The sequence below is a fragment of the Clostridium hydrogenum genome, from assembly GCF_021432385.1.
Taxonomy (GTDB): domain Bacteria; phylum Bacillota; class Clostridia; order Clostridiales; family Clostridiaceae; genus Clostridium_S; species Clostridium_S hydrogenum.
The window spans coordinates 85,459-112,228 of sequence record NZ_JAEACT010000003.1; the positions used below are offsets into that span (position 1 = coordinate 85,459).

Annotated in this window: 26 protein-coding genes and 1 riboswitch; of the genes, 3 read left to right on the forward strand and 23 right to left on the reverse strand. The window is 31.5% G+C overall.

Translation table 11 applies throughout. The features are described from left to right. Nucleotides 1–13: 13 nt before the first annotated feature. The 3 genes from CUEA01_RS13645 to CUEA01_RS13655 are packed head-to-tail and all read right to left on the reverse strand — an operon-like array spanning nucleotide 14 to nucleotide 1,783. On the reverse strand, nucleotides 14–766 hold the full coding sequence (locus tag CUEA01_RS13645; protein WP_234122249.1) for an ABC transporter permease: 753 nt from the start codon (nucleotides 764–766) through the stop codon (nucleotides 14–16). Further along, nucleotides 738–1,028, reverse strand: a complete 291-nt coding sequence (locus CUEA01_RS13650; protein WP_234122250.1) for a thiamine-binding protein — start codon at nucleotides 1,026–1,028, stop codon at nucleotides 738–740. The genes CUEA01_RS13645 and CUEA01_RS13650 overlap by 29 nt, the downstream gene beginning before the upstream one ends. Further along, nucleotides 1,025–1,783, reverse strand: coding sequence for a TatD family hydrolase (locus tag CUEA01_RS13655; RefSeq protein WP_234122251.1), 759 nt, complete (start codon nucleotides 1,781–1,783; stop codon nucleotides 1,025–1,027). The genes CUEA01_RS13650 and CUEA01_RS13655 overlap by 4 nt, the downstream gene beginning before the upstream one ends. A 66-nt stretch (nucleotides 1,784–1,849) precedes the next feature. Continuing rightward, a riboswitch (TPP riboswitch) is annotated at nucleotides 1,850–1,955 on the reverse strand. Between the two features lie 207 nt (nucleotides 1,956–2,162). Between CUEA01_RS13655 and CUEA01_RS13660 the strand changes: the two genes are divergently transcribed. Further along, on the forward strand, nucleotides 2,163–3,536 hold the full coding sequence (locus tag CUEA01_RS13660) for an ISNCY family transposase (protein WP_456237147.1): 1,374 nt from the start codon (nucleotides 2,163–2,165) through the stop codon (nucleotides 3,534–3,536). Between the two features lie 169 nt (nucleotides 3,537–3,705). Here the strand turns inward: CUEA01_RS13660 and CUEA01_RS13665 are convergent, their stop codons facing one another. The 11 genes from CUEA01_RS13665 to nifH form a co-directional block, all read right to left on the reverse strand. Then, nucleotides 3,706–4,506, reverse strand: coding sequence for a beta/alpha barrel domain-containing protein (locus tag CUEA01_RS13665; protein ID WP_234122252.1), 801 nt, complete (start codon nucleotides 4,504–4,506; stop codon nucleotides 3,706–3,708). Nucleotides 4,507–4,546: 40 nt separating this feature from the next. Further along, entirely contained in the window at nucleotides 4,547–5,596 is a 1,050-nt protein-coding gene (locus CUEA01_RS13670) for a homocitrate synthase/isopropylmalate synthase family protein (protein WP_234122253.1), read from the reverse strand. Next, nucleotides 5,596–6,453, reverse strand: a complete 858-nt coding sequence (locus CUEA01_RS13675) for an ABC transporter permease (protein WP_234122254.1) — start codon at nucleotides 6,451–6,453, stop codon at nucleotides 5,596–5,598. Before CUEA01_RS13675 ends, CUEA01_RS13670 begins: the two co-directional genes overlap by 1 nt. Nucleotides 6,454–6,476: 23 nt before the next feature. After that, nucleotides 6,477–7,298, reverse strand: a complete 822-nt coding sequence (gene modA, locus CUEA01_RS13680) for a molybdate ABC transporter substrate-binding protein (RefSeq protein WP_234122255.1) — start codon at nucleotides 7,296–7,298, stop codon at nucleotides 6,477–6,479. After that, nucleotides 7,291–9,954, reverse strand: coding sequence for a nitrogenase cofactor biosynthesis protein NifB (gene nifB / locus CUEA01_RS13685; RefSeq protein ID WP_234122256.1), 2,664 nt, complete (start codon nucleotides 9,952–9,954; stop codon nucleotides 7,291–7,293). The genes modA and nifB overlap by 8 nt, the downstream gene beginning before the upstream one ends. Nucleotides 9,955–9,972: 18 nt before the next feature. Beyond that, on the reverse strand, nucleotides 9,973–11,307 hold the full coding sequence (nifE, locus tag CUEA01_RS13690) for a nitrogenase iron-molybdenum cofactor biosynthesis protein NifE (RefSeq protein WP_234122257.1): 1,335 nt from the start codon (nucleotides 11,305–11,307) through the stop codon (nucleotides 9,973–9,975). A 307-nt stretch (nucleotides 11,308–11,614) separates the two neighbouring features. Next, nucleotides 11,615–12,982 carry a nitrogenase molybdenum-iron protein subunit beta gene (gene nifK, locus CUEA01_RS13695; protein WP_234123347.1) on the reverse strand — a complete coding sequence of 456 codons (1,368 nt, stop codon included), beginning with the start codon at nucleotides 12,980–12,982 and terminating at the stop codon, nucleotides 11,615–11,617. Continuing rightward, complete coding sequence (nifD, locus tag CUEA01_RS13700) at nucleotides 12,982–14,592, reverse strand: nitrogenase molybdenum-iron protein alpha chain (protein ID WP_234122258.1); 1,611 nt, start codon at nucleotides 14,590–14,592, stop codon at nucleotides 12,982–12,984. The genes nifK and nifD overlap by 1 nt, the downstream gene beginning before the upstream one ends. Before the next feature lie 29 nt (nucleotides 14,593–14,621). Continuing rightward, nucleotides 14,622–15,008: a P-II family nitrogen regulator gene (locus tag CUEA01_RS13705; protein ID WP_234122259.1), complete on the reverse strand. Its 387-nt coding sequence runs from the start codon at nucleotides 15,006–15,008 to the stop codon at nucleotides 14,622–14,624. A gap of 14 nt (nucleotides 15,009–15,022) precedes the next feature. Continuing rightward, nucleotides 15,023–15,349 carry a P-II family nitrogen regulator gene (locus CUEA01_RS13710; RefSeq protein ID WP_234122260.1) on the reverse strand — a complete coding sequence of 109 codons (327 nt, stop codon included), beginning with the start codon at nucleotides 15,347–15,349 and terminating at the stop codon, nucleotides 15,023–15,025. A gap of 134 nt (nucleotides 15,350–15,483) precedes the next feature. Then, nucleotides 15,484–16,302, reverse strand: a complete 819-nt coding sequence (nifH, locus tag CUEA01_RS13715) for a nitrogenase iron protein (protein ID WP_234122261.1) — start codon at nucleotides 16,300–16,302, stop codon at nucleotides 15,484–15,486. 509 nt (nucleotides 16,303–16,811) lie between these two features. Here nifH and CUEA01_RS13720 point away from each other — a divergent pair. Then, nucleotides 16,812–17,768, forward strand: coding sequence for a substrate-binding domain-containing protein (locus tag CUEA01_RS13720; RefSeq protein WP_234122262.1), 957 nt, complete (start codon nucleotides 16,812–16,814; stop codon nucleotides 17,766–17,768). A gap of 201 nt (nucleotides 17,769–17,969) precedes the next feature. On the opposite strand, the gene CUEA01_RS13725 is transcribed toward CUEA01_RS13720, so the two are convergent. From CUEA01_RS13725 to CUEA01_RS13750, 6 genes are all read right to left on the reverse strand, one after another. Beyond that, on the reverse strand, nucleotides 17,970–18,770 hold the full coding sequence (locus CUEA01_RS13725; protein WP_234122263.1) for a beta/alpha barrel domain-containing protein: 801 nt from the start codon (nucleotides 18,768–18,770) through the stop codon (nucleotides 17,970–17,972). 398 nt (nucleotides 18,771–19,168) lie between these two features. Continuing rightward, nucleotides 19,169–19,444 carry a hypothetical protein gene (locus CUEA01_RS13730; RefSeq protein WP_234122264.1) on the reverse strand — a complete coding sequence of 92 codons (276 nt, stop codon included), beginning with the start codon at nucleotides 19,442–19,444 and terminating at the stop codon, nucleotides 19,169–19,171. A 22-nt stretch (nucleotides 19,445–19,466) separates the two neighbouring features. Next, nucleotides 19,467–20,300, reverse strand: a complete 834-nt coding sequence (locus tag CUEA01_RS13735; RefSeq protein WP_234122265.1) for a PTS system mannose/fructose/sorbose family transporter subunit IID — start codon at nucleotides 20,298–20,300, stop codon at nucleotides 19,467–19,469. A gap of 1 nt (nucleotide 20,301) precedes the next feature. Continuing rightward, the gene (locus CUEA01_RS13740; RefSeq protein ID WP_234122266.1) at nucleotides 20,302–21,147 is read right to left on the reverse strand and encodes a PTS mannose/fructose/sorbose/N-acetylgalactosamine transporter subunit IIC; all 846 of its coding nucleotides are present in this window, start codon (nucleotides 21,145–21,147) and stop codon (nucleotides 20,302–20,304) included. A 33-nt stretch (nucleotides 21,148–21,180) separates the two neighbouring features. Continuing rightward, on the reverse strand, nucleotides 21,181–21,675 hold the full coding sequence (locus CUEA01_RS13745; protein ID WP_234122267.1) for a PTS sugar transporter subunit IIB: 495 nt from the start codon (nucleotides 21,673–21,675) through the stop codon (nucleotides 21,181–21,183). Between the two features lie 11 nt (nucleotides 21,676–21,686). Beyond that, on the reverse strand, nucleotides 21,687–22,115 hold the full coding sequence (locus tag CUEA01_RS13750) for a PTS sugar transporter subunit IIA (protein WP_234122268.1): 429 nt from the start codon (nucleotides 22,113–22,115) through the stop codon (nucleotides 21,687–21,689). A gap of 356 nt (nucleotides 22,116–22,471) precedes the next feature. Between CUEA01_RS13750 and CUEA01_RS13755 the strand changes: the two genes are divergently transcribed. After that, nucleotides 22,472–23,002: an SMI1/KNR4 family protein gene (locus CUEA01_RS13755; protein WP_234122269.1), complete on the forward strand. Its 531-nt coding sequence runs from the start codon at nucleotides 22,472–22,474 to the stop codon at nucleotides 23,000–23,002. Between the two features lie 452 nt (nucleotides 23,003–23,454). Here CUEA01_RS13755 and CUEA01_RS13760 read toward each other — a convergent pair whose 3' ends face one another. From CUEA01_RS13760 to CUEA01_RS13770, 3 genes are read right to left on the reverse strand one after another with little or no spacing between them, the layout of a single operon-like run. Next, complete coding sequence (locus CUEA01_RS13760) at nucleotides 23,455–24,774, reverse strand: ABC transporter substrate-binding protein (RefSeq protein WP_234122270.1); 1,320 nt, start codon at nucleotides 24,772–24,774, stop codon at nucleotides 23,455–23,457. Beyond that, the gene (locus CUEA01_RS13765; RefSeq protein ID WP_234122271.1) at nucleotides 24,755–25,447 is read right to left on the reverse strand and encodes a response regulator transcription factor; all 693 of its coding nucleotides are present in this window, start codon (nucleotides 25,445–25,447) and stop codon (nucleotides 24,755–24,757) included. Before CUEA01_RS13765 ends, CUEA01_RS13760 begins: the two co-directional genes overlap by 20 nt. Beyond that, nucleotides 25,440–26,768 (reverse strand): sensor histidine kinase, encoded by a 1,329-nt coding sequence (locus CUEA01_RS13770; protein ID WP_234122272.1) that lies wholly within the window; start codon nucleotides 26,766–26,768, stop codon nucleotides 25,440–25,442. Before CUEA01_RS13770 ends, CUEA01_RS13765 begins: the two co-directional genes overlap by 8 nt. Nucleotides 26,769–26,770 lie beyond the last annotated feature (2 nt).

A 26,770-nucleotide genomic window follows, 5' to 3' on the forward strand; every position in this document is an offset into this window, starting at 1 on the left:
CCTCCCTAATGTATCATTTCCAATGTATTAATTTTTTACCTATGAACTCTATAATATATATAATTAATATACTTACTACAACTATAACTAAAATTGCCGCAAAAACTTTATCCAAAGCATAGGCGCTTTTGGCTCTAACCATATATACACCTATGCCGCTGTCGCCTCCAAGCCATTCCCCTATTACTGAAGCCATTATCATATAAGTTGCTGCTATTTTTATTCCTGAAAATAAATTAACCATAGCATAAGGAAGCTTTAAATGATAAAAAGTTTGAAATTTTGATGCTTTCATGGTTTTAAATAAATTAATATAATCCTTGTCAACTTTTTCAAATCCATCCATAATGCTTATAACTATTGGGAAAAAACAAGTTATAATTACCACTATAATTTTAGGCATCGTCCCAAAACCAAACCATATTATAAACAATGGAGCAATTGCTATCGTTGGTATTGTTTGAGAAATTATTAAAATTGGATAAATTGATTTTTTAACTATTTCAAAGCTGTCCATAAGAACTGCAAGTACAAAAGACAAAAATATTGATATAATAAAGCCTACAATAGATTCATATATGGTTACTTTTGTATTTTCAATTATTACATTAAAGTCACTTACAAGTGTTTTAACTATCTCTATTGGTGACGGAACTATATATGCTGGGACCTTCTTTACTTCTACAATAACCTGCCAAAGTATTATGCATACAACTAAAGTAATTATGGGATATAATTTATTTTTGATACTTTCCAACTTTTTCATCCATAGTCACGCCTTCAGCTTTGTAATCTATTTTTACAACAGATGCAACTCTTGAAGCCCCTTCTTTAATACATATATCTTGTGCCTTTTTCACAATTTCCATAAGAGTATCTAAATCACCCTCCATAGTAGTTTCCATTGGCCCTACTATATGTTTAACACCTGTTGACTTTATATATTCTATAACCTTGTCAACTACTGGATATATCCTCTCCTCAGGCACATTTGGGATTATTTGCAAACTAACATTTATTGATTTCATAATTTTACTCCTTCTTTCTCTAACATTAATTTTAAATTTTGAAAAATTTCATTTCTTGTTTCCTCGTATGGAAGTCTTTTTATAGCTGAAATTTGCTTTACTATATTTTTTACTTCATGTGGATAACCATACTTACCATTTACCCATTCTAATGAAGTTGGTCCATCTGTTTCTGTTAAAATTTTATTTAAAGGTACCAATTTAACTATTTCTTCTGTCAAACTTGAGTAACCTATATCAACACTTATAGTAAAATAGCAACCATAATCTATTAATTTTTTTAATACTTCTAAATCTCCGCTGTACCAATGTATTATTGGACTTTTTAATTCATACTCTTTTATATATGTAAGTATTTTCTCTTCTGCACCTTTAGTATGCATATTCGTAATTTTGTTATATTCTCTAGCCTTACTTATAAAATATTCAAAAACACTTATCATACTAGGATATTTATCCTTTTCAGTTACCCAAACAAAATCTAGTCCTATTTCTCCAATAACCTTACATTCCCTTATGTAACTTTCAAACATATCCAATTTTTTATAATTATTATGTGCTTCCCAAGGATGAATTCCAAAGCAAGGTATTATATTTTTATTATCCTTACTAAGCTTTTTAGTGAAATTATAACTTTCAACATCCATAGAACAGCCAAGTGTAACTATGTTATCTTCTTTAATAATATGAAGAGCCTTTTCTAATTTTTCCTTATCCTTAAAAAAGTCTAAATGATTATGTGCATCAACAAACATATTACGCTCCCTTTAATTTTAAGCAAAATAAAGAGCGCTACTTTTAAAAATAGCGCTCATGTATTCTACATGTGAATTAAGCTTTCCTTCGTCGGTGTTATCCGCATCAGGTTCAAAGGGTTAAAGTTTTAAAAACCTCTCTCAGCCAAAAATGGCACCCCCAGCACTAAAAACAATATTAATTAATAACAAGTACATGTTAACATTAATCTTACATTTTGTAAACAAAAAATTTTTATAATCTATATTTATCTATGATTGAAAAGTGATAATGTCTTAGTGTACCACATTTGATTATGTCCCAAAAAATAAAATTTATAGTATAATAAACCTCATTGCTAGAAATGAGGAGGACATAATGAGAAAGGTGTATTTAAAAATGAATGAAGAATTAAAATATAAAGTTATTAAGAAGTTAATAGATAGTAACGGTAGCAAGCAGAGAGCAGCAATTGAGTTAGGGTGCACTGTTAGACATATCAACAGAATGATTAATGGGTATAAAGAAAAAGGAAAAGCTTTTTTTGTTCATGGCAATTGTGGAAAAAAGCCATCTCATACTATAGATGATTCAGTAAAAAAAGATATTATAGATTTATACAAAACAAAATATGAAGATGCAAATCTAACACATTTTTCTGAGCTCTTAGAAGAAAGGGAAGAAATAAAAGTCTCAGCAACAACTATACGTTCTATCCTTTTACAGGAATTCATCCTATCCCCTAAGGCAAAGCGTTCTTCTAAAAAAGCTTTGTGTAACAAGCTTAGAGACTTACAAAAAGATACTAAATCAAAAAAAGAAGCCACTACCATTCAAAATACTATCCTTGATATAGAAGATGCTCATCCTAGACGTCCTAGATGTGCTTATTTTGGTGAAATGCTTCAAATGGATGCTTCTGTTCATCTTTGGTTTGGTGAAAATAAAACACAGCTTCATATAGCTGTGGATGATGCTACTGGATCAATTGTAGGTGCTTATTTTGATAATCAAGAAACCCTTAATGGCTATTATCATGTGCTTTATCAGATATTAACTACTTATGGCATTCCTTATATGTTTTACACTGATAAACGTACTGTTTTCGAATACAAAATGAAAAAGTCATCTTCAATAGAAGATGACACATTTACTCAATTTGGTTACGCATGTAAGCAATTAGGAATTGAAATAAAAACCAGTAGCGTTCCACAAGCAAAAGGACGTGTGGAACGCATGTTTGAAACTCTACAATCGCGGCTCCCTATAGAACTGCGTTTATCTGGTATAAGCACAATTGAGCAAGCAAATGAATTTTTAAACTCCTACATAAAAAAATTCAATGCTCGATTTGCTTTACCTGTTGATAATATCAAATCTGTGTTTGAAACGCAACCCAATATTGAAAAAATCAATTTAACTCTTGCTGTGCTTGCTGGTAGGAAAATAGACAGCGGAAGTTGTGTAAAATACAATAAAAGATATTATCTTCCTGTAGATACTAATGGACACCCTGTATATTATCATAAGGGAACCTCCGGATTAGTTATAAATGCGTTTAACAATGAATTATTATTTTCTGTTAACGAAAAAATTTATGCCCTTGAATTGCTTCCAGATCATGTTCCCTCGTCAAAGAACTTTGATCTTGCACAAACTACAAAAGTTCCAAAGAAACGCTACATACCACCTATGAGTCATCCTTGGAAGCAGGCTTCATTTGAACAGTATTGTAGTAAGCAAGCTCATAGGCAAAAGGAAAGCATAGCATAAATTTATAAATCTATTTTCTTAAAAATCGAAGATTTTTAAGGTTTATTTGCCATACCTTAAAATAGAGTCAGACCATTAATAAAGCACCAGCAAAAACTGGTGCTAATAATTAAAACTTTTTAGGACATTTTCAAAAATGCTTGACACAAAAAATTTTTATAATCTATATTTATCCTATTAATTTCTTTATAATGCTTTCTTTTTTCTTCAGCTCACTAAATTTATTTAAATACGTTTTTTCACCATACAATTTATAAATAGTTTCTGAAAATTCTAAGAAATCACAGTTACCTGCCCTCTCGCCTATTCCAGTAACAGTACAATCAACATATTCAGCTCCAGCCTTCAAAGCCCCTAGTGAATTTATTATTGCCATACCAAAATCATTATGGGCATGCATTTCTATTTCTATTGGTACAGCCTCTCTTATTTTGTTTATTTGATAAAAAACTCTTCTTGGATATAAAATACCAACAGTATCAGCATATCTCACTCTTTTAACACCAATGTCGTAAAGTAACTTACAAATTTCTATAAGGAAATTTACATCTGCCCTTGAGGCATCCTCTAATCCAACCGTCACCTCATATCCCTTATCTAATGTGTATTTAACACACTTTTTAATATTTTCAAGTACCCAACTTTTATTCTTTTTTAATTTTTCTTCAATTTGAATATCAGATACTGGAGCTGATATATGAATTATATCCACAGAACATTCCATAGATTCATTAATATCCTTAATGTTCATTCTATTCCATGATGATATTTTACTTTCAAGTCCTAATGCAGCTATTTCTTTTATACTCTCCTTTTCATCTCCCCCCATAGCTGCTATACCAGCTTCAATTTGAAATATCCCAATATCATTAAGAATTTTAGCAATTTCTACTTTTTCTTTTGTGCCTAAAGCTATACCAGCTTTCTGTTCACCATCCCTCAATGTTGTATCAACAATTTTAATACTCATATTTTTCTCACCTCCAATTACTAAAGATAAGGCATAAGCTTCAAATTTTATTAGTCATATTTGCATATAGTTTAATCAATTCTTTGTCTAAAATATTCCTTCTTAAATTTACACTTTTACTTCGTATGTTTCTTAAAAGTTCATCAACATCAATTTTATTTGGATTAAGATTTAATTGTGCTAATTTAGTAACAACTGCTTTTTTACCAGAATGCTTGCCAATAAACATTTGCCTCTCTGCGCCTATCTCACATGGGCTATACGGTTCATAAGTTTTTTCATTTTTTTCTATTCCGTCTACATGAATACCAGATTCATATTTAAAAATATCATCCCCTAGTATAGGCTTCATAGCAAAAATCTTCTGGTTTACAAGTTTCTCATATATTATTTTAATTTTACTAATCAATTTTAAATTACCAGTAAACTCCCCACTATTTATTACCTTAAGCGCAAGCATAACCTCTTCTAAAGCTGCAAATCCATATTTTTCTCCATTAAATGCTGTTGTGATAAAATCAGCCCCATCCAAACAGCCTTCTATAGCTATTGCTGTTGCGGCAAAATATTCATTTTGAGGACAAAAATCTATTAATACAGAAAATTCATTTTTTATGTTCTTTATAAACTTACTCCAGCTATTAAAATTATATTTTTTCACATTGTTAAATCTAATTGATGCTATATTGAAATTATTTAAAATCTCATAGTTTTCATTCAAAAAATCATCATTAATTGTTTCAATATCTATTTCTAATATAATTTTCCAATTATTCATCTTTGCTATTACGTAATTTTTCATATTTCTAGCTAAATTACAATTCATAATTACATATCTAAAATTATAATCCTTAATTTGCCCAATATCTTCCTCCGCTTCTACCCTAACTGCATAAATAATGTTTTTATGAAAGTTTCCTATTTGATTAATGGATCTAATATCAATTTCAATTATGTCGACACCTATTGCAGCAAGTAAATCAACATATTCAACGAGATCTTTTTTTTCTAATATATCTAATTTTCTGACTATTTCAGGTATAGATCTATCTATTATAAATTTTTTCTTACCATTAACTATGACAGCCATTATTCATCCTCCTTTTGATTCATTCTTACTATAAGAAGCATGGAAAATGATAATATATACAATATTGCTGCAAATGCAGTAGCTGCCTTTATATCACATTGCATAAGTGTATATATTTCAAGTGGAATAGTTCTTGTTTTATTAAGTATATTTCCTGCAAACATAAGGGTTGCTCCAAATTCCCCCATTGATCTAACCCATGCCAGTATAAGTCCTGATATTATGGAATTTTTAAGCATTGGAATTATAACCCTTATATTTGTTTCAACTTTACCTGCTCCAAAAACATAGGTTGCTTCAAAAATTTCATGTGGCACACTTCTTATAGAATCTCTAAGCACTCTAACATAAAATGCAGACGATACAAATACCTGTGCAATTACAACAGCTATAGGTGTGAATACAATATCTATATTGTGCTGTGCTAAAAGGCTTCCTATAAATCCACCATTTCCTAAAGCTAATAAAAGAGCAATACCAGCAACTGCTGGAGGCAAAACAATTGGCATTTCTACTATGATATCAAGTAATTTGGCTACTTTATTGTTTGATATCCCCGCTATATAAAAAGCCATAGCAGTACCCAAAATAAAGGTTATTAAAAGTGAAATCAAAGAAGTTGCCAAGCTTAAAAGTATACAATTAAAATTTTCTGTGTTACATATATTTTTTATTATATTGTATATTCCTGCATATTTCATTAAGGCTAAAATAGGAAATATAAGGAAAAGAATATAAATTGCGGCCATACAACTTATGGTAGGAGATAATATTCTATCCATAACAAAGCCTTTTCTAATTGTTTTTAGCATTGCACCTGTATACCCTTTTTTTAACTTTATATCATCTTCAACCATAATAAACCTCCTACGAATAAAATCTATTTTACAGTAAAGCCATATTTATTCATCAAAGCCTTTCCTTTATTAGAAGTAAGGTACCTAAGAAAGGTTTTAGCTGCTTTTTTATGATTAGATGCACTTATAATTGCTACAGGGTATTCTACATTTTGCTTTGAAAACTCTTTATCCATTATAATTTGAATTTTATCTTGATTTGATTTGTTTATATCAGTTTTATATACTATTCCAACATCAGCATTTCCCATTGCAACTTTACTTACAATATCTTTAACATTTAATTCACTGCTTTTAATATTTTTCAAAATTTTATTGTAAGTATCTTTATCAATAACTTTATCAACAACTGCCTCATTAATTGCCTTATAAAAATATGCTCCACAAGGTACCGATTTATCACCAACTACAATTTTAACTCCATTCTTTGCCAAGTCTTTTAGTGAATCAATATTTATTTTACTGTCCTTGTATTTACCAATTACCAGCTGGTTTTTAGTAAATATAGTGCTGCCTTCTACCTTTTTCTCATTTATTACCTTATCCATATTTTTAGTATCCGCAGATGCAAATACGTCGGCAGATACATCCTGCTCAATTAAAGTTACAAGCTGCTGACTTCCCGCAAAATCGAAGGAGATTTCAATGTTTTTTTCTTTTTTAATATCCTTCCCCATTTCTGTAAAAGCTTCTGTAAGACTTGCTGCTGCTAAAACTATTATTTTTTCCTTGGGAGCTTTTTTAACAGCAGTTACTTTTTTAGAACTTACACTAGAGCATGAACACATTAAAAATACTATTACCATCAAGGTAGAAATAAAAAATACTGCTCGCTTTTTAATCATTTAATACACCTTCTCTTATTTCTAATTCAATTTTTTTCACAGCTAATTTTATACCATTATTTACAGTGTCATACATTTCCATAACTTTTATTCCAGCTTCCTCTAACTTTTTTCGTGGTTCAAATCCAACTCTAAGCGCTAAAACGGCATCGCAATCTTTAACTGTTTTAATAGTTTTTGTTATCTTATCCTCATGATCATCACAATTTAATATTCCAGTACAATATTTATCAACATCTCTTTTCTCCAAAAATCTGATCTTGCCTTTATTGTATGTGTAAATAAAAAATTCAGTAGCATGTCCGAAATGCTGATCTATATTAACTCCGGATCTAGAGGATATAGCAAATTTATATACTTTACTGTTTTTTTCTATTTCTTTCTCTTCGATCTTTTGACAGCCACCTTTGCAACCTGCTTCGCAGGTAATTCCCCTAAAATCTATTGAGCAATCCGTATCTAGAGTACCTATTGCATCTGCTCTGCACTGCTTACAATGGTACATTTGTTTTATATCAATTTCGCATTCTTTTCTTTTTTGATCTATTTCCATTTTAGTTACCAGAGGAAGCTTTTCAAATGCACTTCCTTTTACCGGAATCATCTGCATTATATTAGTCATATATGCTCCACATTCTTTGACTTTTTTAACTACATCCTTTATATGCCAATCATTTATTCCTTTAAGCATAACAATATTCACTTTACAAACTATACCCTTAGAACACAAATATTTAAGTCCTGATATTTGATTATTCAAAAGTATTTCTGCACCATCTTCACCTACGTATTTATTTCCTAGATAATTTACTTCTTTATATATTTTAGCTCCAATTTTTTTATCAACTGCATTTATAGTAACTGTAACATGAGAAACACCTAAATTTATAAGTTCACTCGCATAAAAGGGAAGCATAAGCCCATTAGTCGACAAACAAAAAGTGGTCTCTGGACTTTCTTTTTTTATGAGTTCTAAAGTTTTTTTAGTTTCATTAAAATTTGCAAGAGCATCCCCTGGCCCTGCTATACCTACTACTGTTAAGTTCCTCATCCTAGTCCTAACAATCTTGAATTTTTCAAGTGCCTCAAGCGGAGACAAAACCTCACTTGTAACTCCAGGTCTACTTTCATTTACACAATCGTATTTTCTACTGCAATAATTACAGCTTATATTACATTTAGGTGCAACTGGTATATGCATTCTGGCATATTTATGTGCGTCATCACTAAAGCATGGATGTGTACAAGTTTTATTTTCTAATTTTTCTTTCTTTCCTATATTTAATGTAGGAACATAATATTCATCATAAGCTTTTTGTCTAAAAGTATTTTCTGTTATTTCTAACATAGCATTTGATATCTCATCTATAAGCACCGCTGAGCCATTATAACCTGTTATAATTTTTCTCTGTGCACCTACCCTGTCATGTACAGGAAATCCTATTCTTATTATTTTAATTCCAAGCCTTTTTGCCATTCTTCTTCCATCAGAATTTCCAATAAACAAATTTACTTTAAACTTTTTTGCATATTCCTCTATAGTCGCGAAATCAGTATCGTCTAGAATTATTCCATCCTCTTTTTGATTTTTTATTTCATCTACAAGCTGAGACTTTATCAATTTATTTTTTGTTCCAACAGCAGCAAGCTTTATAGTAACGCCATTTTCTAAACATGTTCTTGCCGCAGCTAGTACAAGCTCTGGTTCACCATATATTATTACCCTTGCTTTTCCTGTATACTTATGATTATCTATCATGCCGTCTAGGTATCTTCCCCTTTGAATGTCAAATTCTTCTGGAACCGATATTCCACTTATTTTTGATATCAATTTAATAAATTCTTCTGTATTTCTAATACCAATGGGGATGCCACATTTATACAATGGAACTCCAAACTTATCTCTTAAGTAGGCTCCTGGAGATTGTTCTTCTGAAACTGTCATTCCCATTTCAATAGTCGCCATGGCTCCAGACATTTTCCTAATATCCTCTACCTTTGTTCCTCCTTTAGGAATTCTTAAATATTTATCATTATGAGGGGAATCCAGTGTATTTGATATATCAGGAAAAATAGTGTACTGAATTCCAAAGCAATTTAATATTTCCTTTATATTTCTTACATCTCCAGGATTTAAGTTAGCACAAATAATATTAATACTTTGAAAGTTTATAGATTTTTCAGTGCAAAGCCTTTCAATTATTTTTCTTAAAGCCCAGTAATATCCTTCAAATTGTGTACCGCCATATCCAGGCGTGGAAACTGGTATTATTTCTATTTTATCTGTAATTTCTTTTTCTTCTTCGCAAAACTCAGCTATTATCCTTTTTATATCTTCTCCTATAGTTTCTGCAAGGCAAGTTGTCATTACGCCTATAGTTGACGGATTATATAGTTTTATCATATTTTTCAACCCTTTTTTAAGATTCTCGGTTCCGCCATACACCGTTCCATTCTCTGTTAGTGCTGAAGAAGCTATATCCACAGGTTCATTATAATGAGTTGCCATATGCCTTCTAATATATGTACTGCAACCCTGTGAACCATGCAATATTACCATATTATTCTCAATACCTTTAAAAGCCATGATTCCGCCCATTGGCATACACATTTTGCATGGGTTTACATCCACATTAACCATATTTTTGTTTGGCATTTCAATCATCTCCTTAAGCTATACATATTTCCAAACGGGACTATTAACCGTTAAATCTATTTCTTCTGCAAAATTAACTGCTCCCTCAAACCCTGATAAAATGTGTTTTCTTTCATGGTTATGATCACAAAAAGCAACTCCAAGCTTATAAGCAAGAGGTCTTTCTTTAACACCTCCAACAAGTATATCTGCCCCCTTTTCAAGCATAAATTTTTCAAGTTCGTAGGGGTTAGCATCATCTAATATAACTGTTCCTTCTTTTGTAATACTCTTAATAATTTCATAATCCCGCGGTTTCCCTGTTTGAGTTCCAACCATTACAGTTTCAATTCCAAGTTCATTAAATTGTTTTATTAAAGATATTGCCTTATAACCACCGCCAACATATATAGCCGCTTTTTTACCAATTAGCCTTTTCCTATAATATTCAATAGTTTTCTGTATTTTTGCCTTTTCTACTGATATAAATTTTTCTGCCTTTATCATGACTGCTTCATCGCCCAAAAGACTTGCAATTTGAAGAATAGAATTTTCAGTATCAGCTACTCCAAGAAAGCTAACTCTAATATATGGTATGTCATAAAGCTCCTCCATCTTTTTACCCAAATATTCCATAGAACCAGCACATTGAACTATATTTAATTTTGCCTCTGGTGCTTTTAAAAGTTCATCACATTTACTATCCCCAGTAATTTTAGCTACAACTTCAATTCCTATTCTCTTTAAATAACTTTGAATTACCCAAACTTCACCAGCTAGATTAAAATCCCCAAGATAATTAATACCATTAATTTTATTTTTACTTTTTTTATTTCCTATAAGCTTTAAAATAGCATTACAGGCTGCTCTATACCCGCTTGCCTTATTTCCAGAAAACCCTGGCGATTTTACAGGTATTACTCTTAAAGGGTACTTTTCTTCAGCTCTTTTGCAAACCGCATCTATATCATCTCCAATAACACCAACAATACAGGTTGCATAAACAAAAATCACCTTAGGATTAAATTTTTCTACAATTTCATCTATAGCTGCTACCAATTTTTTTTCTCCACCAAATATTACATCTGTTTCACTCAAATCTGTAGAATAACTATTTCTAAATATTTCAGAGCCACTTGTTAAGCTCCCTCTTAAATCCCAAGTATAGCTTGCACATCCAATAGGTCCATGAATTAAGTGAAATGCATCTGTTATAGGATTCAGCACAACCCTAGCCCCACAGTAAACGCAAGCTCTTTGGCTTACTGCACCAGATACACTATCTTCATCACACCTAAGCTTTGAAGCTTTATTTTTAGAATTGTAACAAACAAATTCCTTTCTATCCTCTAAAACCTGCGATTCTAACTCCATAATATTACCCCCCTTTATTATGTAGATAAGCAATTTCAAAAGTTAAAATTGCTTGCACCAAATTCATCCTGTTAAATTACAATTTGAATCAGAGTAGAGAGTAAAGAGTAGAGAGTAGAGTAAATGTAGATTTACCTTTCGCTTATCTCAGACAAATTTTAAAACTTAATTGATTCAGCTGCACCAAGCCCTGTATCTTATGGCATGCGCAAGCATTAAGTTGTAGATTTTTCGAAGCATAGCGGAGAAAAATCATCCTTCACTGTACTCTGTACTCTGTACTTTGTACTCTGACTTAAGTCTCGTTCTATCTAACTACTTCAAAGTCTTCGTCACTGCATTCTCTCTCAATCTTATCTAGCATTGCATTACACATAGCTTCTACAAGTTTTATAGCTCCATTATATCCAACCATTGGCGTATACTGGTGCCCATATCTATCCATTATGGGAAATCCAAAGCGAACAAATGGAATATTCTCTGCTCTGGCAATAAATTTTCCATAAGTATTTGACATAAGTAAATCTACACCCTCGTTTTTTATCCATTGATGTATTTCAAAAAAATCACTTTCAGCTTTAACCTTACACTCTTCTTCAACTTCTGATTCCTTAATCATCTTTTTAATTACATTTTCAAATTCTTGTCCCGGAGTCCCTGTTATTATATATTTAGGTATCATTCCTAATGCAAGCGTAAATTGAGTAAGAGGAATAACTATATCTGGATCACCAACTATTGCCACTTTTTTACCATGAAAGTATTGATAGCTATCAAGCATTAAGTCAACTAATTGTCCTCTTTCATTTTCAAGCTCTTCTGGAATCTCCTTTCCTGCATACTTAGCTAAAGTCATTAAAAGTTCATCCATTGCATCTATGCCAATAGGAGTTTTAAGCGTTTTAAAGGGAACCTTACATTTTTTTTCAAGAGTTTTAGCTCCAAGTTCAGAAGCATAGCTTCCAAAAGCAAAGGTAGTACTAGAATTTCCTGCATCTGTTATGTCCTCAATTGTAGCTCCCCCTTTTGGAAACATACTAAATTTCCCAGTGTTAGGAGCATCAAATACACCACTTGTATCTGGAAATATAATATACGGTATATTCATAACGCTAAATATCCTCTTCATCTCCTTCATATCTGCTGGGCTTACAAAACCTGGTATTATATTAACCTTTCCATTTTTCTTTCCATTACTCTTAGAAAGATAAGAAACCATTCCTTTTACCATGTTTGAAAATCCAGTAACATGGGAGCCTATATAGCTTGGAGTATTTGCATGAATAACTATTTTTCCCTCTGGTATATCCATCTCTCTTATATAAGTTGGCAAGTCATCTCCTATAGTTTCTGAAAGACAAGTTGTGTGGATAGCTATAATGTCTGGGTTATAAAGCGCAAATATATTCTTAACTGCAGTTTTTACATTTGCACCGCCTCCAAAAACACTAGCACCTTCTGTAAAAGAACTTGAAGTGGCTGCCGCTGGTTCTTTAAAATGTCTCGAAAGCACTGTCCTGTGGTAAGAGCAACAGCCTTGTGAACCATGGCTATGTGGAAGACAGTTGTGAATTCCAAGTGCCGCATACATTGCTCCTACTGGCTGGCAAGTTTTAGCTGGATTTATTCTTAAATATTTTCTATCTACTAATTCCTTAGGTGTAACATCTAACATCACTCTTCACCTCCAACAACTTTTCCTTCTATTAAAGCTTCCTTTTTCCACGGTGGAGTAACATACCTCCAGGCTGGTGTATAAATTCCTGCTGCAAGCTCCCTTGCAAATATAACAGCACCCTTAAAGCCTGCATACGGTCCAGTATAATCATAGGAATGAAGCTGTCTTGACAATACTCCTTGCTTCTCAATAGCATACTTTTCCTTTATACCTGTTAAAAACATATCTGGATTTAATTTTTTTATAAAGGTGTGCATCTCATGATAATTCATGTCATCAACTGCAATGGTGTTTTCATCCATTTCCTTAATCATTCCACCATAATATTCAATTGGAACACCCTGACTTCTAAGCTCAGCTTCTTTTTCTTTTGGTAATATTACTCTAAATTTTTCATCATCAGGGGTAATAGTTAATTCCGGTATATTTTTACTATCGGCATCTGTTTTTATTGTAGGAATAACTTCTCTTCCTTCATAATCATCACGATGAGCAAATTCATAGCCAGCTACTATTGTTTTAATCCCAAGATCCTTTAAAAGTACTTGATAGGTATGCGATCTAGAACCACCTACAAATAAGCAGGCAACTTTTCCCTGAAGCTTTTGCTTATAATATTCAATTTCTCCTTCTATTTCTGAAAGTTCTTCTGATATAACCTGTTCCGTTCTATCATAAAGTTCCTTTTCATCAAAAAACTTTGCTAAATTTCTTAAAGTATCTATAGTACCTTGTATACCTATAAAATTGCACTTCATCCATGGAATTCCATACTTAGTATCCATCATTTCAGCTATATAATTTATGGATCTATGGCATTGAACTAAATTTACATCTGCTGTATGGGCATTTTGAATTTCCTCGTAAGCTGCATCGCCCGTTAAAGTTGTCACAATATTATAGCCTATCTTTTTTAGAAATCTCTCCATTTCCCACGCGTCTCCGCCTATATTATATTCTCCAAGTATGTTTATTGAATATTTCTTATGCTTCCAATTTCCAGTACCGATTATTTCCTTCATAACTCCATTATTGGCAATATGATGACCTGCTGATTGAGTTACACCTCTATACCCCTCACAGCTAAAGGCAATAACATTAATTCCATATAATTTTTTAGACTCCTGGGCTACTGCATTTATATCATCACCAATAAGCCCTACAGGACATGTAGCATAAATACCTATAGCTTTAGGATGAAAAATTTCAACTGCCTCTTTTATTGCATTTCTCAGTTTATTTACTCCACCAAAAACTATATCGCTTTCCTGCATATCTGTTGAAAATACATATTCAGTAAAGTTTTGTCCTCCATCTTCTACTTTAGATTTAAATCTTCTTCCTCCCCAAGTATAAAAGGAACATCCAATAGGTCCGTGAGTTATATGCACCATATCTTTTATTGGACCCATGACAACACCTTTACAGCCAGCATAGCAACAGCCCCTTGAAGTGATTACTCCCGGTACTGTCCTTACATTTGCATTAATTTGAGGTTTTGGATTTTCATTAGTTTTTATTACAATATGGTTTTTTCTATTTTTATAGGCTTTAGCTGGATATTTTTCAAGAGCAATATCAACAACCTTTTTCATTTTATTTTCCATATAAATAAGTTCACCTCTCTTATTATTTTTTATAAGGCCTCTTCACCTATTTCTCCAGTTCTAATTCTGTATACATCAGTTACATCCGATATGAATATTTTTCCATCTCCTGGATTAGATGTCCTATTGGTATCAATTATAAGTTCAACAAGCTCATTAACATCTTCATCATTTACTAACATAGTTAGCATTCTTTTAGGAACAAGCCTGTGAATTTCAGAAATATCTTCTACAAACTTTCTGTCTTCAACAGCCTTATCCTCAATAGATTCATCGTCTATCATTAAGAACTTAACCTTCTTTTTTCCTCTTCCAACCACTTTCCTACAGGTGAATGCTGGAAATTCACTTTTTAAAAGTACCTCCTTGGTGGCATTAATCATGTTCATCCTAATAATTGCAGTAATCTCTTTCATATTATTCCTCCTGACTACAGCGACTTTGTACCAGAGCTGATTGTATAAGCTTCAAGAACAGCGCTTACAAATATCTTTCCATCACCAAAGGCTCCCTTTTCACCGGTCTTAGCATTTTTAGCTATTATCCTTACAACCTCATCTTTATCTTCATCATTTATTACCATCATAAGCATTTCTTTTGGCAATTCATCATAATAAATTTCTCCAACCTTTATCCCTCTCTGCTTTCCTCTTCCTGCAACTTCATATTTAGTTACAGCAGGAAATCCAGCGTCACATAATTCCGAAAGCACGGAAGCTACCTTTTCTGGTCTAATAATAGCTTTTACCATTAACATTGTTGCATCTCCTCCTATTTTATGTTAAAATACATTAATTAGAGTTATTGTATTTTAATTTTCTTTAGGCGTGTCTCTCATTCGTTCTGCTAAAAACTGCGAGATACGCTCATTTTTTTCATATCCATTCATAATCACTCCAATAGTCCATGTTCCATAAGTATAGCTTCCAGCTTTTCTTGCTTCATCGGCTTTGGTATTACGAACATATCATTTCCATCTATAGCTTTAGCCAAAGCTCTATATTCATCTGCTTGCTCATCTTTAGGATTGAACTGTATAACTGTTTGCTTGTTTATCTCTGCTTTTTGTACTTCATGACTACGTGGTACAAAGTAAATAAGCTGTGTTCCAAGCTCTTTTGCAAAGGCTTCCAAAAGTTCTTTTTCATTTTCAACCTTTCTACTGTTACATATAATTCCTCCAAGTCTTACTCCACCGGAATTAGCAAACTTGCTTATACCTTTTGATATATTATTTGCTGCATACATTGCCATCATTTCACCGCTGGCAACTATATAAATTTCCTTTGCCTTTCCTTCACGTATTGGCATGGCAAATCCGCCACATACAACATCGCCTAAAACATCATAAAAAACATAATCCAAATCATCCTCATAAGCTCCTAATTGTTCAAGCATATTTATAGATGTAATAATTCCCCTTCCTGCACATCCAACTCCAGGCTCTGGTCCACCAGACTCAACACACTTAATATTTCCAAAACCTGTTTTCATTATTGTGCTTAAATCTACATCCTCTCCTTCCTCTCTTAATGTATCAAGAACTGTTCTCTGTGCTAGTCCTCCTAAAAGCAATCTTGTTGAATCTGCCTTGGGATCACAACCTACTACCATTACTTTTTTCCCCATTTCAGCAAGTCCTGCAGTAAGATTTTGGGTCGTAGTAGACTTGCCAATACCACCTTTACCATAAATAGCCACTTGTCTCATTTTAATTCCTCCTTTTATAATAAATGTAATTAAATTTAATTATTGTAAATTTAATTATTTATATAATATATCAAAATTATATTTAAAGTCAACATTTTATTGATAGTTTGTTAATTTACAGTGGTTAATTTTAAATATATGTTAACGTTTAGCATTAAATATTATCATTTAGTTATTACACATGGTTTTTTATAGTCAATTTAGTAATATAATATTTAGACTACTTATGCATCGTTCAAAAATCGTAAAAATCTAATTTTATATTATTTTTAGTCATGTTAATTAATGTTTAAATTAGTTTTACATCTTTCTATTGTTTTATTTAAAGTGAAATTTTGTTTTAACTCCTTATATACAAATTAGCACAATTCATATATAACTAAAAAAAATATGATTATGTAAACCATTTTTATGTTATTGTCATTAATCAAGTTGTATTTTTATTAATTTTATACTAAAATTGTATTATAATTGTATATTTGTAAAAACATATTTAGGAGGTAACTAATATGCAAGATGAAACTTTAACTCCTTTGGATGTTTCAAAAATTCTTCGTATATCAAAAAATACCGTTTATGAACTTATTAAAAGAGGTGAACTAAATTGTTATAGGGTTGGTAAAAAAATCAGAATAGATTTAAAAGATGTGGAAAACTACAAAACTAGATATCAAGATAAAAAGCAAGCCCCCTTTCATGAGGAAGAAACATATTCATCCTTTATAAACAACCTTTTACCACTGGATGAAGAATACCATAAAAATAACTTCATAATTTGTGGACAGGATATCCTTCTTGACGTGTTATCCCGTTATCTTCAAGTTCACCCTCAAGGAGTTCGTGCTCTTCGTTCTTATGTTGGAAGTTATAATGGGTTACTTTCTCTGTATCTTGGCAAAATACAAGTTGCAACAGCGCATCTTTGGGATGGAGATTCTGGAGAATACAACATTCCCTTCGTGAGAAGGCTTCTTCCTGGAATTCCCACTGTTATAATTCATTTAGCCTATAGAATGCAAGGTTTTTATGTTGCAGCTGGAAACCCAAAAAAAATTGAAGACTGGGAAGATTTAAAAAGAAAGGATATAACTATGGTTAACCGTGAAAAGGGCTGTGGAACTAGGATTCTTTTAGATGAACATTTAAGGCTACTTAATATTAATGGCAGTTCAATAAATGGCTACGATAGGGAATGTCTTTCTCACCTTGCAGTTGCAAGTATCGTATCTAGGCACGGTGCAGACCTTGCTATTGGAAATGAAAAAACTGGGCTCCAAATAAAAAACATTGATTTTATCCCTCTTCAAAAAGAAAGTTATGATTTAGTTCTTAGAAAAGAAGATTTAGATAAGCCTGAATTTAAGGCTATAATAGATATACTGCGATCAGATTCCTTTAAATCCGAGCTTGAAGGAATTGGAAACTATGACTTAAAAAACTTAGGAGATGTTATAGCAGAGCTCTAATTAGAAAAGGAAATTTCTTTTCTGTGAGTTTGTAAATCACATAAATTTTTAGTAATAGAAATAATATCAAATTAATTACATATTGATATTAAAATTTATTTTATGGTTTGTAAATAAAACTATGATATTTTCTTTAGGCTATGTTTTAAATAAGTGTTGATTTTCACACTTATTTAAAACATAGCCTTTCTTTAAGATGCCTTATCTAATTATTCCATTTATAAGAGCTTCATTTTTAACTAAATCATTAAAAGTATTTAAGTACACTTTCTCACCATTTAATTCATAAACAATCTTTGCAAACTCCACAAAATTACAATTTCTAGTCTTCTCTTCTAATCCTGCAACCGTGCAGTCAACATATTCTGCACCAGCTTTTACTGCACCAAGGGAATTTACTATTGACATACCAAAGGCATTATGGGTATGCACTTCTACCTCAATTGGAACAGTTTCTTTTATTTTTTTTATTTGATAAAATACCCTCTTAGGGTACAGTATTCCAATATTTTCAGAGTACCTAATTCTCTTAACTCCAAGATCATGTAGTAATATACATACTTCAATTAAAAAATTCATTTCAGCTCTTGAAGCATCCTCTAATCCTACTGTTACTTCATATCCCTTATCTAATGAGTATCTAACACATTTTTCAATATTTTCAAGCACCCATTTTTTATTTTTTCTTAGTTTATCCTCAATTTGTGCACTTGACACTGGAACTGATATATGAATTATATCAACATTGCAATCCATAGATTCATTAATATCATCAATATCGAGCCTATTCCAAGAAGATATTTTACTTTTAAGTCCAAGCTTTGCTATTTTTTTTATACTTGCTTTTTCATCTTCTCCCAAAGCTGCTATGCCTGCTTCAATTTGAAAAACACCTATAGAATCAATAATTTTTGCAATTTCTACCTTTTCCTTTATTCCAAGTGTTATATCCGCCTTTCGTTCAAAAGAACTTAACGTTGTATCAACAATCTTAATGCTCATAAATCCACACCCCATTTCATTAAAACATAACATAAATCTTTACTTATATGATATATAAAAACTCATTTAAAGTCAACGGATTTTTGATATTATAGTAATTTAAAAGGTGTTTTATTGATAATATTTAAATGTAAAGCATTAAGTTTTGCAAATACGCTAAAAACAGAGCAGAGAGTAAAGAGTAGAGATTAGAGTGATGGATGATTTTTCTCCGCTACGCTTTGAAAAATCTTAAAACTTATTTTTTGATTGCTTACGCAATCTCATCATTACTGTTGTCAGCGAAGCTAACAACAGTTAAGTTAAAGATTTACCTGACGCAAGGAAAGGTAAATCATCCTTCACTCTACTCTCTACTCTTTACTCTAATTTTTACTCTCTTTACTCTAATTTCGTCTTTATTTAATCAATTTAAGCATGTCATTAACATTTCTTTTGCCATTTCTTATTCCCAAATTAATTAGAAAGAACACTATAGCACAAACTGCTGCAAATACTGCGCCAAAAATTCCAAAGGTAAATTTAACTCCAGATCGTGACAATCCATAATAAGCTAGTACAATACCTATACTGGATAACACCATAACATTTCTAGACCATTTAGATAAATTTTTTAACAATTTGCTTTGCATTTCTGCCTCATGCATAATTTGTTTTTTCTCTTCATCTTTCATACTAATCCCTCGTATCGATTAATTAATAAGTTAATCCTGGATTAAAGAATCCTACAAGTACTCCAAGGAAAGCCACTATTAAAAATATGAGCATTACTATTGTAGGTGATATTTTCTTCTTTGACATAAGCCACCATGCAAAGATTACAGCAGCTGCTGAAAGAATTTTAGGGAAAACACCATCAAGAGTTTTTTGTAAATCTATGATTACTCCACCATGCGAATTATACATTTTTAAAGATGTATTAATATTTACCCAAGTAGCAGCAACCGCACCGATTACTATAGTTCCAACCATGATTACAGATTCACGGACAGCAGTAGCCTTTTCTCCAACAACCATTTCAACGGCTTTACCACCTAGCTCATATCCTTTATAATAAGCCCATCTCATTCCAAAAATCATTAAAGCATTCCAAACTACAATATAAAATATTGCTCCTAGCGGAGAACCACCTGTTGAAAGTCCTAAACCTATACCTAAAAGTATTGGTATTAAAGTACCTACTATTAATGAATCTCCAATACCTGCTAAAGGTCCCATAAGTCCAGCACGAATACCATTTATCATTTCACCATCAATATTTTCATGATTAGCTCTTGCTTCTTCAAGTCCAGCTGTCATACCAACAACTAATGTACCAATCTGAGGTTCTGTATTAAAGAATGCTTTATAAGTTTCCATAGCTTCTTTTTGTTCTTCTTTTGTTTCGTATAAATCTTTAACAATTGGAAGCATTGCACAAAGATATCCAAAGGTTTGCATATGTTCTTGAGAAAAACAAGTTAAATTTCCATAAAACCAATTTCTAAAAGATTTGCTTAAAGCTTTTTTAGATATTTTTTTCTTTTCCATATTATATGTCCTCCTCATCATCATCGTTACCCGTCGCTTTAGCTGCAGCCGGCTTTTGCAATTGAAGCATTCTTATTCTATAATTAATTATTGCAAAGAAAATACCTATTATTGCTGCTCCAATCAAGTTAACTTTCATAACTGCTGCCAAAGTGAAGCCTAAAAAGAAGGTTACAAAATCACTTGGTTTTAACACAACCTGTTTTAACAATATTGCAATTCCTACTGCTGGAAGTAAACTTCCTACTGTAAATAAAGTTTTCATTGGTATACCATTCATTGGCAATGCTACCTTCATAACTTTAACCATACTATCACCCATTTTTGTAATGATAAGTGCTGGTATAAAACTACAAATAATGTGAGAAATCCATGGTAATCCCATATCAACTAAATAAAGCTTTTCAAAATCACCCTTATCTACTGCTTTCCATCCTATATGCTGCCATACCAAGTTTATAGTTGCTGTTCCATAAAATAAAACAGTTCCTAAAGTTCCAACTGCTGCACCTAATGCAGTTGCCATTTGAGTTGCCTGCGTAGAACTTGGGTTTAAACCCATTCCTTTAATTGCTACTACAGCTAGTGGAATACCAATATAACTGATTGCACGTACATCTGCAGATACAGTTCCACCTGGAGTAACTAGCGCAATATAAACAACTTGAATTGCGGCACCAACTATAATACCAGTTTGTACATCCCCTAAAATAATTCCAACTACTAAACCTGCTACTAAAGGTCTTCCTAAAGTATAATTACCAAAAGTGGTACCACCCATACCAGGCATACTTGACAAGCATGCAAATAATCCAAACAATGCCGCCTGAATCCAATTTATCTCCATAGTTATTTTCCCCCTTATTAAATTTATTAAAAACTATTTAAATCCAAATTGGCCTCTAAACTTTTTCCAATTGCCTATTGCTTCTTCTTTAACAAGCGCAAATTCTATATTATATCCAGCTTGCATAATACGCTCAAAAGCTTCTGCTTCCTCCTGATTTATAGATTGATTATTTCCTAGTTTTACTGTTCCAGGTCTATCATTGCATGGTCCTATAATAACATCTTTAATACCAGGATTAAATTTATCATCTACCAAAATCTTAGACATAAGAATAGGTTCCTTGGTAATTAAAAAATATCTAGTATCGCTTTCCAAAACTTTGTCACATTTTAACTTCCAGTGTTCATATGTCCATACAAATGTCTTTTTGCCACTGGCACTTTTATAAGCTGCTTTTAATACAGGATTATTAGCCGCAGCATCATTAACTGCTATTATCCCATCACATGGATATTCTAAAGACCACCTTGTACATGTTTGTCCGTGTATCATCCTATCATCTATTCTTAAAAATGAAACTGACATTTTTATCCCTCCTAAATATCATCATCTTGTTCTGTATCTGCCAATTTAAATTCTTTTATTGACTCTGCTGCTGTTTCAAATAATGTATTCTTTAACTCTTCCATACTCATAGAATCTTTCATTAAAATTGCTGTTAACACAGTAGGTAAATTCATTCCGCCAATTACAAATGCTTTCGATAACATTTCTTCACTAGCTAATATATTTACGGCTGTAGTCAAAGGAGAGCCTCCAATAATATCTCCGAAAAGAATAATTTCATCTTCGCTCACAACGTTTTCAATAACTGCCTTAAATTTTTCTCCAAATTTATCAGTACTCATTCCATCCTCTAAACCTTGAAATAGTACATCCTTTCTGTCCTTACCTGCAAGCATTGACACTGCATTATAAAGTCCTGATGCAAATTGTCCATGACTTACTAATATTACATATCTCATATTTTCACCCCTTGACTTTAACATATAGATAAACCATTTCAACTATTAAAATTCATGTGCATCATAATGCCAAGAAACCGGCATTTTGATACAAATTAATTTTAAGTTTCACAATGGTATATCTTTAGTTAAGCAATAACTTATATGCATAATTTCAAATTTAACTAAACTCATCAGCGCTGACTAACGTTTACATTATTAATTTTACTAACATTTTAATTTATAAGCACCTATAATTTGTCATCAATATATCATTACAAATGTAATATTTTATGTGACATTTGTAATTGTTTTCAAACATAAAGCAATTTAAGCTATAATATAATTGCAAGTAATTTTTAAAGAAGGTGAAATAAGTGGAAGAGTACACTATAAGAAATATTCTTAACAGTTTAAAGAACAGGTTAGATAAAAATAATGAGATTGGCATTCAAGCTACACAAGGATATTGTTATACAGGTAAATGTACTTTTAATAAACCAGCAACAAATGATGAAATAGATAAATTTATTTTGGATACTGGTTGGAGTATACCAGACGAATACAGGGAATTTCTGCTAATACACAATGGTGCTAATTTCTTCTCATTTGAATATGGAGGTGCTTCCTACCTTTATGGGATAGATGAAATTATATCTAATGCTTCACTTTCTATAAGTAAAAATCTCTATATTATTGGTTTTTACTCTGATTTAGGCGATATCGTAATTGACAGTAAAAGGGTAAAGGAAGGTCGTAAGGATTATATGCTTCTATCAAGTGATGAAATAATTGATTTTAAATGTGATTTTAAAACCTGGCTTGATAGAATGATTATTACTTATGGAATAAATTATTGGGAATGGAGAAGTAAAAAAGTACCATTAGATGACATATTAAATGAATGAATGAAAGAAAGCATATATGCATGGAATCACGAAGATGACAGCAGAACATGGATTGCATCATCATTAAAAAATTTTTTAGAGACTTATATAACTGGGAAATTGAGAATTTAAATAAAAACTACATTTAAATGTATTCAGACGTAATTTATAATTATTGCGAACTAACTTAATCAATTCACAATTCACAGTTCACAATGCACAATGAAGGAAGATTTACCTTCCTTTCGTCAGGTAAATCTTAAATTTAAATATTACAAGCTCCGCTTATCACCATAAATGGTGATATTGCACAAGCAATAAAAAATTAAGTTTAAGATTTTCTGTATCAAAGTGGAAGAAAATCATCCTTCATTGTGAATTGTGCATCGTGAATTGTGAATTGAGTTAATTCGCAATATTTATTTATGATTTAATAACTTTTACTATATAGACATACTTTTCCATTGCTAACTTTAATTTGCTAGCATGTTATTTATCTCTCTTTGTAAAATTAAAAGCGCTGTATCTAAATCCTCTTTTCCATTTATTATATTATTAATATCATTATCTGCTTTAACCATAACAGAATTATATTTTTTAAATTTAGGAGTAACTGCTGCACTTTCCATAACATTGTCAAGAATTTTCATATTTAAAGTACTTTCCGAAGGCATGCTTTCATTTATTTCTGCAATATTTTTTGGAGACTCTATTACACCTTTTATTGGTGAAATTCCATCAGAATATTCAAAAACATTTTTCTGGGTTTCTTCATCATAGGTTAATGCCTTTAAAAACTCCCAAGAAAGTTTTTCATGCTTTGTACGACTACTTATCCCCATAAGCAAAGTATCTAATTGTGAAACGCTTCTTCCGTTTGGACCAGAGGGCATTTTAATGCAGTCCCATTCAAAATTAGAATACTTTTTTATGCTCCAGGGGTAAGGCTTATAAGTTCTGTATTCTGAAAATGATAGCGGGCGAAACGCTACTTTTCCATTATCAAAAACCTGTGAAGTTACTTGATACCCATTGTTTAAAGAGTTTAACTTTTTAACAAAATTTACAGCTTGCTCTACCCTCGCATCCCCAAAATAAGATTCCGTCCCAGCATCATTAAATAACTTTATTCCATTAGAGTCTACTGCATCTTGCCACGTATAATTATAAACTCCAAATTGATCTATGATCCCATCTTTGTCTGTATCTTTCGTAACTTTTTTACAAATATTATAAAAATCATTCCATGTCCAATTATTATTAGGAACAGGAATACCTTCTTTATCTAAAAGTGTTTTATTTACCATCATTAATGTTGGCACACTTTCATAAGGAAGTGCAAACTGGCTTTTATGATACTTTCCAGATTCATAAGCAGCTTTGTAGTATTGGCTACTATTAAAACTTTTATCATTTTTAATTAATTTATCTAAATTTTTTAACGCCCCTGTTGAAGAAAACACATCAAAATCATCTGGTAATACCATAAACACATCAGGTTCTTTTCCTAAAAGAATTTTCTCTGAAATCCATTCTGGAAAATCTTCTTTTAGTATTCCACTTGGATATTCTACTTTCACACCTGGATGACTTTTTTCAAACCTTAATATAGCATTATCCAAAATTTTATAGGTATTTTCACTAGGAGTATTCCAACTTCCAGAAAATATTCCAACAGTTAATACTACGTTTTTCCTTGCTTCTAAAAGCTTTATGTAAATAAAAAAACTTCCTGCTATAATTATAATTAAACTAGCTACTATTATACATTTCCTATGGTTTTTTAAATTCATTTTTTGTCACCATTTTTCTTATAACTCCAGTTTGAACTGCCCAAATAGCCAATTGTGTTCTATCCCTAAAATTAAGTTTATTTAATATATTGCTTAAATAATTTCTAACAGTTCCCTCCGACAATCTGAGTTTTTTTGCAATTTCTTTATTTGATAAACCAAACCCAATGCACTTTATTATACTCCATTCTGTATCACATATATCATCTAGGTTCTTTTTAGCACTTACCTGAACGGAAACGTCTCCTTGGGCCATTTGGGAAAATAGCTTAAACACCTTAGCCGTTATATCTGGATTTATCATTGCTCCCCCATTTGCAATAGTATGAATTGCCTTTACAAGCTCATCCATAGAAACACCCTTAAGTAAATATCCACTAGCTCCATATTTTAGGGCATTAAATATATATTCATCATCATCAAAAGTAGTAAGTACTATAATTTTAATGTTAGGATAAGATTCTTTTATAATTTTTGTGCATTGAACACCATCTATTTCTGGCATGCGAATATCCATTAATATTACGTCAGGTTTATACTTACGAGCTGCTTCAATTACCTCATTTCCATTGCATACAGTTCCAATGACTTCAATATCTTTATTTGCACTCAAAACTATCTTTAAGCTTTGCCTAATTAGCTCCTGATCATCGGCAATTAATACTTTAATCACTTCCATCGCCCCACCTAATTGGAATATTTACAGTTATTAAAAAACCGTCACTGCCATCATATTTTGCATCTCCATTTAATAACTTAACTCTTTCTTCTATATGTCTTAATCCAAAACCTTCACTTATATTGGCACATCCCCTGCCATTATCTCTTATTGTTATGTTTAACTGTTTATCCACCCTTGTCATATTTATGTAAACTTCTTCAGCTTGTCCATGACGTATTGCATTTGTTAATCCTTCTTGTACAATTCTATAAATAGTATCTTCTTCATCATGACCAAATTTTAATGATTTTATATTGGTACTAAAAAAAATTCTTGTTTTTGCAACATTACTTATTTGTGAAATCATATTATTTAATGCATCCTCTAAACTAGAATTTTCAAGTGCATCCGGCCTAAGTTTTTTTACTGAAGATCTTACATCTTTAATTCCCTGTCTTGCTACCTCCGCAATTACATTTAGCTGCTTTTTAGTTACCTCTGTAGACATGTCTATTGTTGTTAAGCATGCATCAATTCCAACTGATATTCCTGTAAGTGCATGCCCTAGTGTATCATGTATTTCTCTAGCCAAGCGATTACGTTCTCTAGTTTCAGCCATGGACTCTATCTTTACAGCATAGTCTTTTAATTGTACATTCATAACCCCTAATTTTTCATTAGCCAAATTTAATTTTTTATTTAATAAAGTTATCTTTTCATTTTCCCTCATTTGAGCCTGTATAAGTACAATCATATACACTATAAATACTATGATGTCTATGGTATTTAATATACTTTTTAGTTCCATTAAATAGCTTCTCATGCTAGCATTATAATAAAACAGAAAACTTTCAAAGGAAACCATTCTTATTTTAAGTGATATAAAATCATAAACACTAAGTATATACATAATTATCATAAGAACTAAAAATATAATTTTATTATTTTTATCCTTAGTATTTGTTACCAAGTCGGCAATAATGAATAACATAATTCCGTTATAACACATATTTAACGCTGTCATTATTGCAACACTCAAAAAAATCTCACATAATAGTAAAGCAGCTACTTGCCACTTGTTTAGGAAGTTCAAATATTTCTTTTTTACTGTAATTAATAAAACTAATACTATATAAGCACCTATAGAAACTATGGTTATGTTTTCTGGTTTCCATGGTATAACTGTAATTTGGTCAAAAAAATCTCTTGCCATAAATGCTGAACTAATTTTATATAAGGTTGTAGTCATAATTTGTGAAATAAAAACTATAATGATAAAATTTATAAAAATCATAAATAAGTTAATATAATTTAAATTTTTATCTGATTCCATAA

Coding starts and splice junctions, on each gene's coding strand:
- CUEA01_RS13645 (WP_234122249.1), bottom strand. CDS start 766: ATGAAAAAGTTGGAAAGTATCAAAAATAAATTATATCCCATAATTACT.
- CUEA01_RS13650 (WP_234122250.1), bottom strand. CDS start 1,028: ATGAAATCAATAAATGTTAGTTTGCAAATAATCCCAAATGTGCCTGAG.
- CUEA01_RS13655 (WP_234122251.1), bottom strand. CDS start 1,783: ATGTTTGTTGATGCACATAATCATTTAGACTTTTTTAAGGATAAGGAA.
- CUEA01_RS13660 (WP_456237147.1), top strand. CDS start 2,163: ATGAATGAAGAATTAAAATATAAAGTTATTAAGAAGTTAATAGATAGT.
- CUEA01_RS13665 (WP_234122252.1), bottom strand. CDS start 4,506: ATGAGTATTAAAATTGTTGATACAACATTGAGGGATGGTGAACAGAAA.
- CUEA01_RS13670 (WP_234122253.1), bottom strand. CDS start 5,596: ATGGCTGTCATAGTTAATGGTAAGAAAAAATTTATAATAGATAGATCT.
- CUEA01_RS13675 (WP_234122254.1), bottom strand. CDS start 6,453: ATGGTTGAAGATGATATAAAGTTAAAAAAAGGGTATACAGGTGCAATG.
- modA (WP_234122255.1), bottom strand. CDS start 7,298: ATGATTAAAAAGCGAGCAGTATTTTTTATTTCTACCTTGATGGTAATA.
- nifB (WP_234122256.1), bottom strand. CDS start 9,954: ATGCCAAACAAAAATATGGTTAATGTGGATGTAAACCCATGCAAAATG.
- nifE (WP_234122257.1), bottom strand. CDS start 11,307: ATGGAGTTAGAATCGCAGGTTTTAGAGGATAGAAAGGAATTTGTTTGT.
- nifK (WP_234123347.1), bottom strand. CDS start 12,982: ATGTTAGATGTTACACCTAAGGAATTAGTAGATAGAAAATATTTAAGA.
- nifD (WP_234122258.1), bottom strand. CDS start 14,592: ATGGAAAATAAAATGAAAAAGGTTGTTGATATTGCTCTTGAAAAATAT.
- CUEA01_RS13705 (WP_234122259.1), bottom strand. CDS start 15,008: ATGAAAGAGATTACTGCAATTATTAGGATGAACATGATTAATGCCACC.
- CUEA01_RS13710 (WP_234122260.1), bottom strand. CDS start 15,349: ATGTTAATGGTAAAAGCTATTATTAGACCAGAAAAGGTAGCTTCCGTG.
- nifH (WP_234122261.1), bottom strand. CDS start 16,302: ATGAGACAAGTGGCTATTTATGGTAAAGGTGGTATTGGCAAGTCTACT.
- CUEA01_RS13720 (WP_234122262.1), top strand. CDS start 16,812: ATGCAAGATGAAACTTTAACTCCTTTGGATGTTTCAAAAATTCTTCGT.
- CUEA01_RS13725 (WP_234122263.1), bottom strand. CDS start 18,770: ATGAGCATTAAGATTGTTGATACAACGTTAAGTTCTTTTGAACGAAAG.
- CUEA01_RS13730 (WP_234122264.1), bottom strand. CDS start 19,444: ATGAAAGATGAAGAGAAAAAACAAATTATGCATGAGGCAGAAATGCAA.
- CUEA01_RS13735 (WP_234122265.1), bottom strand. CDS start 20,300: ATGGAAAAGAAAAAAATATCTAAAAAAGCTTTAAGCAAATCTTTTAGA.
- CUEA01_RS13740 (WP_234122266.1), bottom strand. CDS start 21,147: ATGGAGATAAATTGGATTCAGGCGGCATTGTTTGGATTATTTGCATGC.
- CUEA01_RS13745 (WP_234122267.1), bottom strand. CDS start 21,675: ATGTCAGTTTCATTTTTAAGAATAGATGATAGGATGATACACGGACAA.
- CUEA01_RS13750 (WP_234122268.1), bottom strand. CDS start 22,115: ATGAGATATGTAATATTAGTAAGTCATGGACAATTTGCATCAGGACTT.
- CUEA01_RS13760 (WP_234122270.1), bottom strand. CDS start 24,774: ATGAATTTAAAAAACCATAGGAAATGTATAATAGTAGCTAGTTTAATT.
- CUEA01_RS13770 (WP_234122272.1), bottom strand. CDS start 26,768: ATGGAATCAGATAAAAATTTAAATTATATTAACTTATTTATGATTTTT.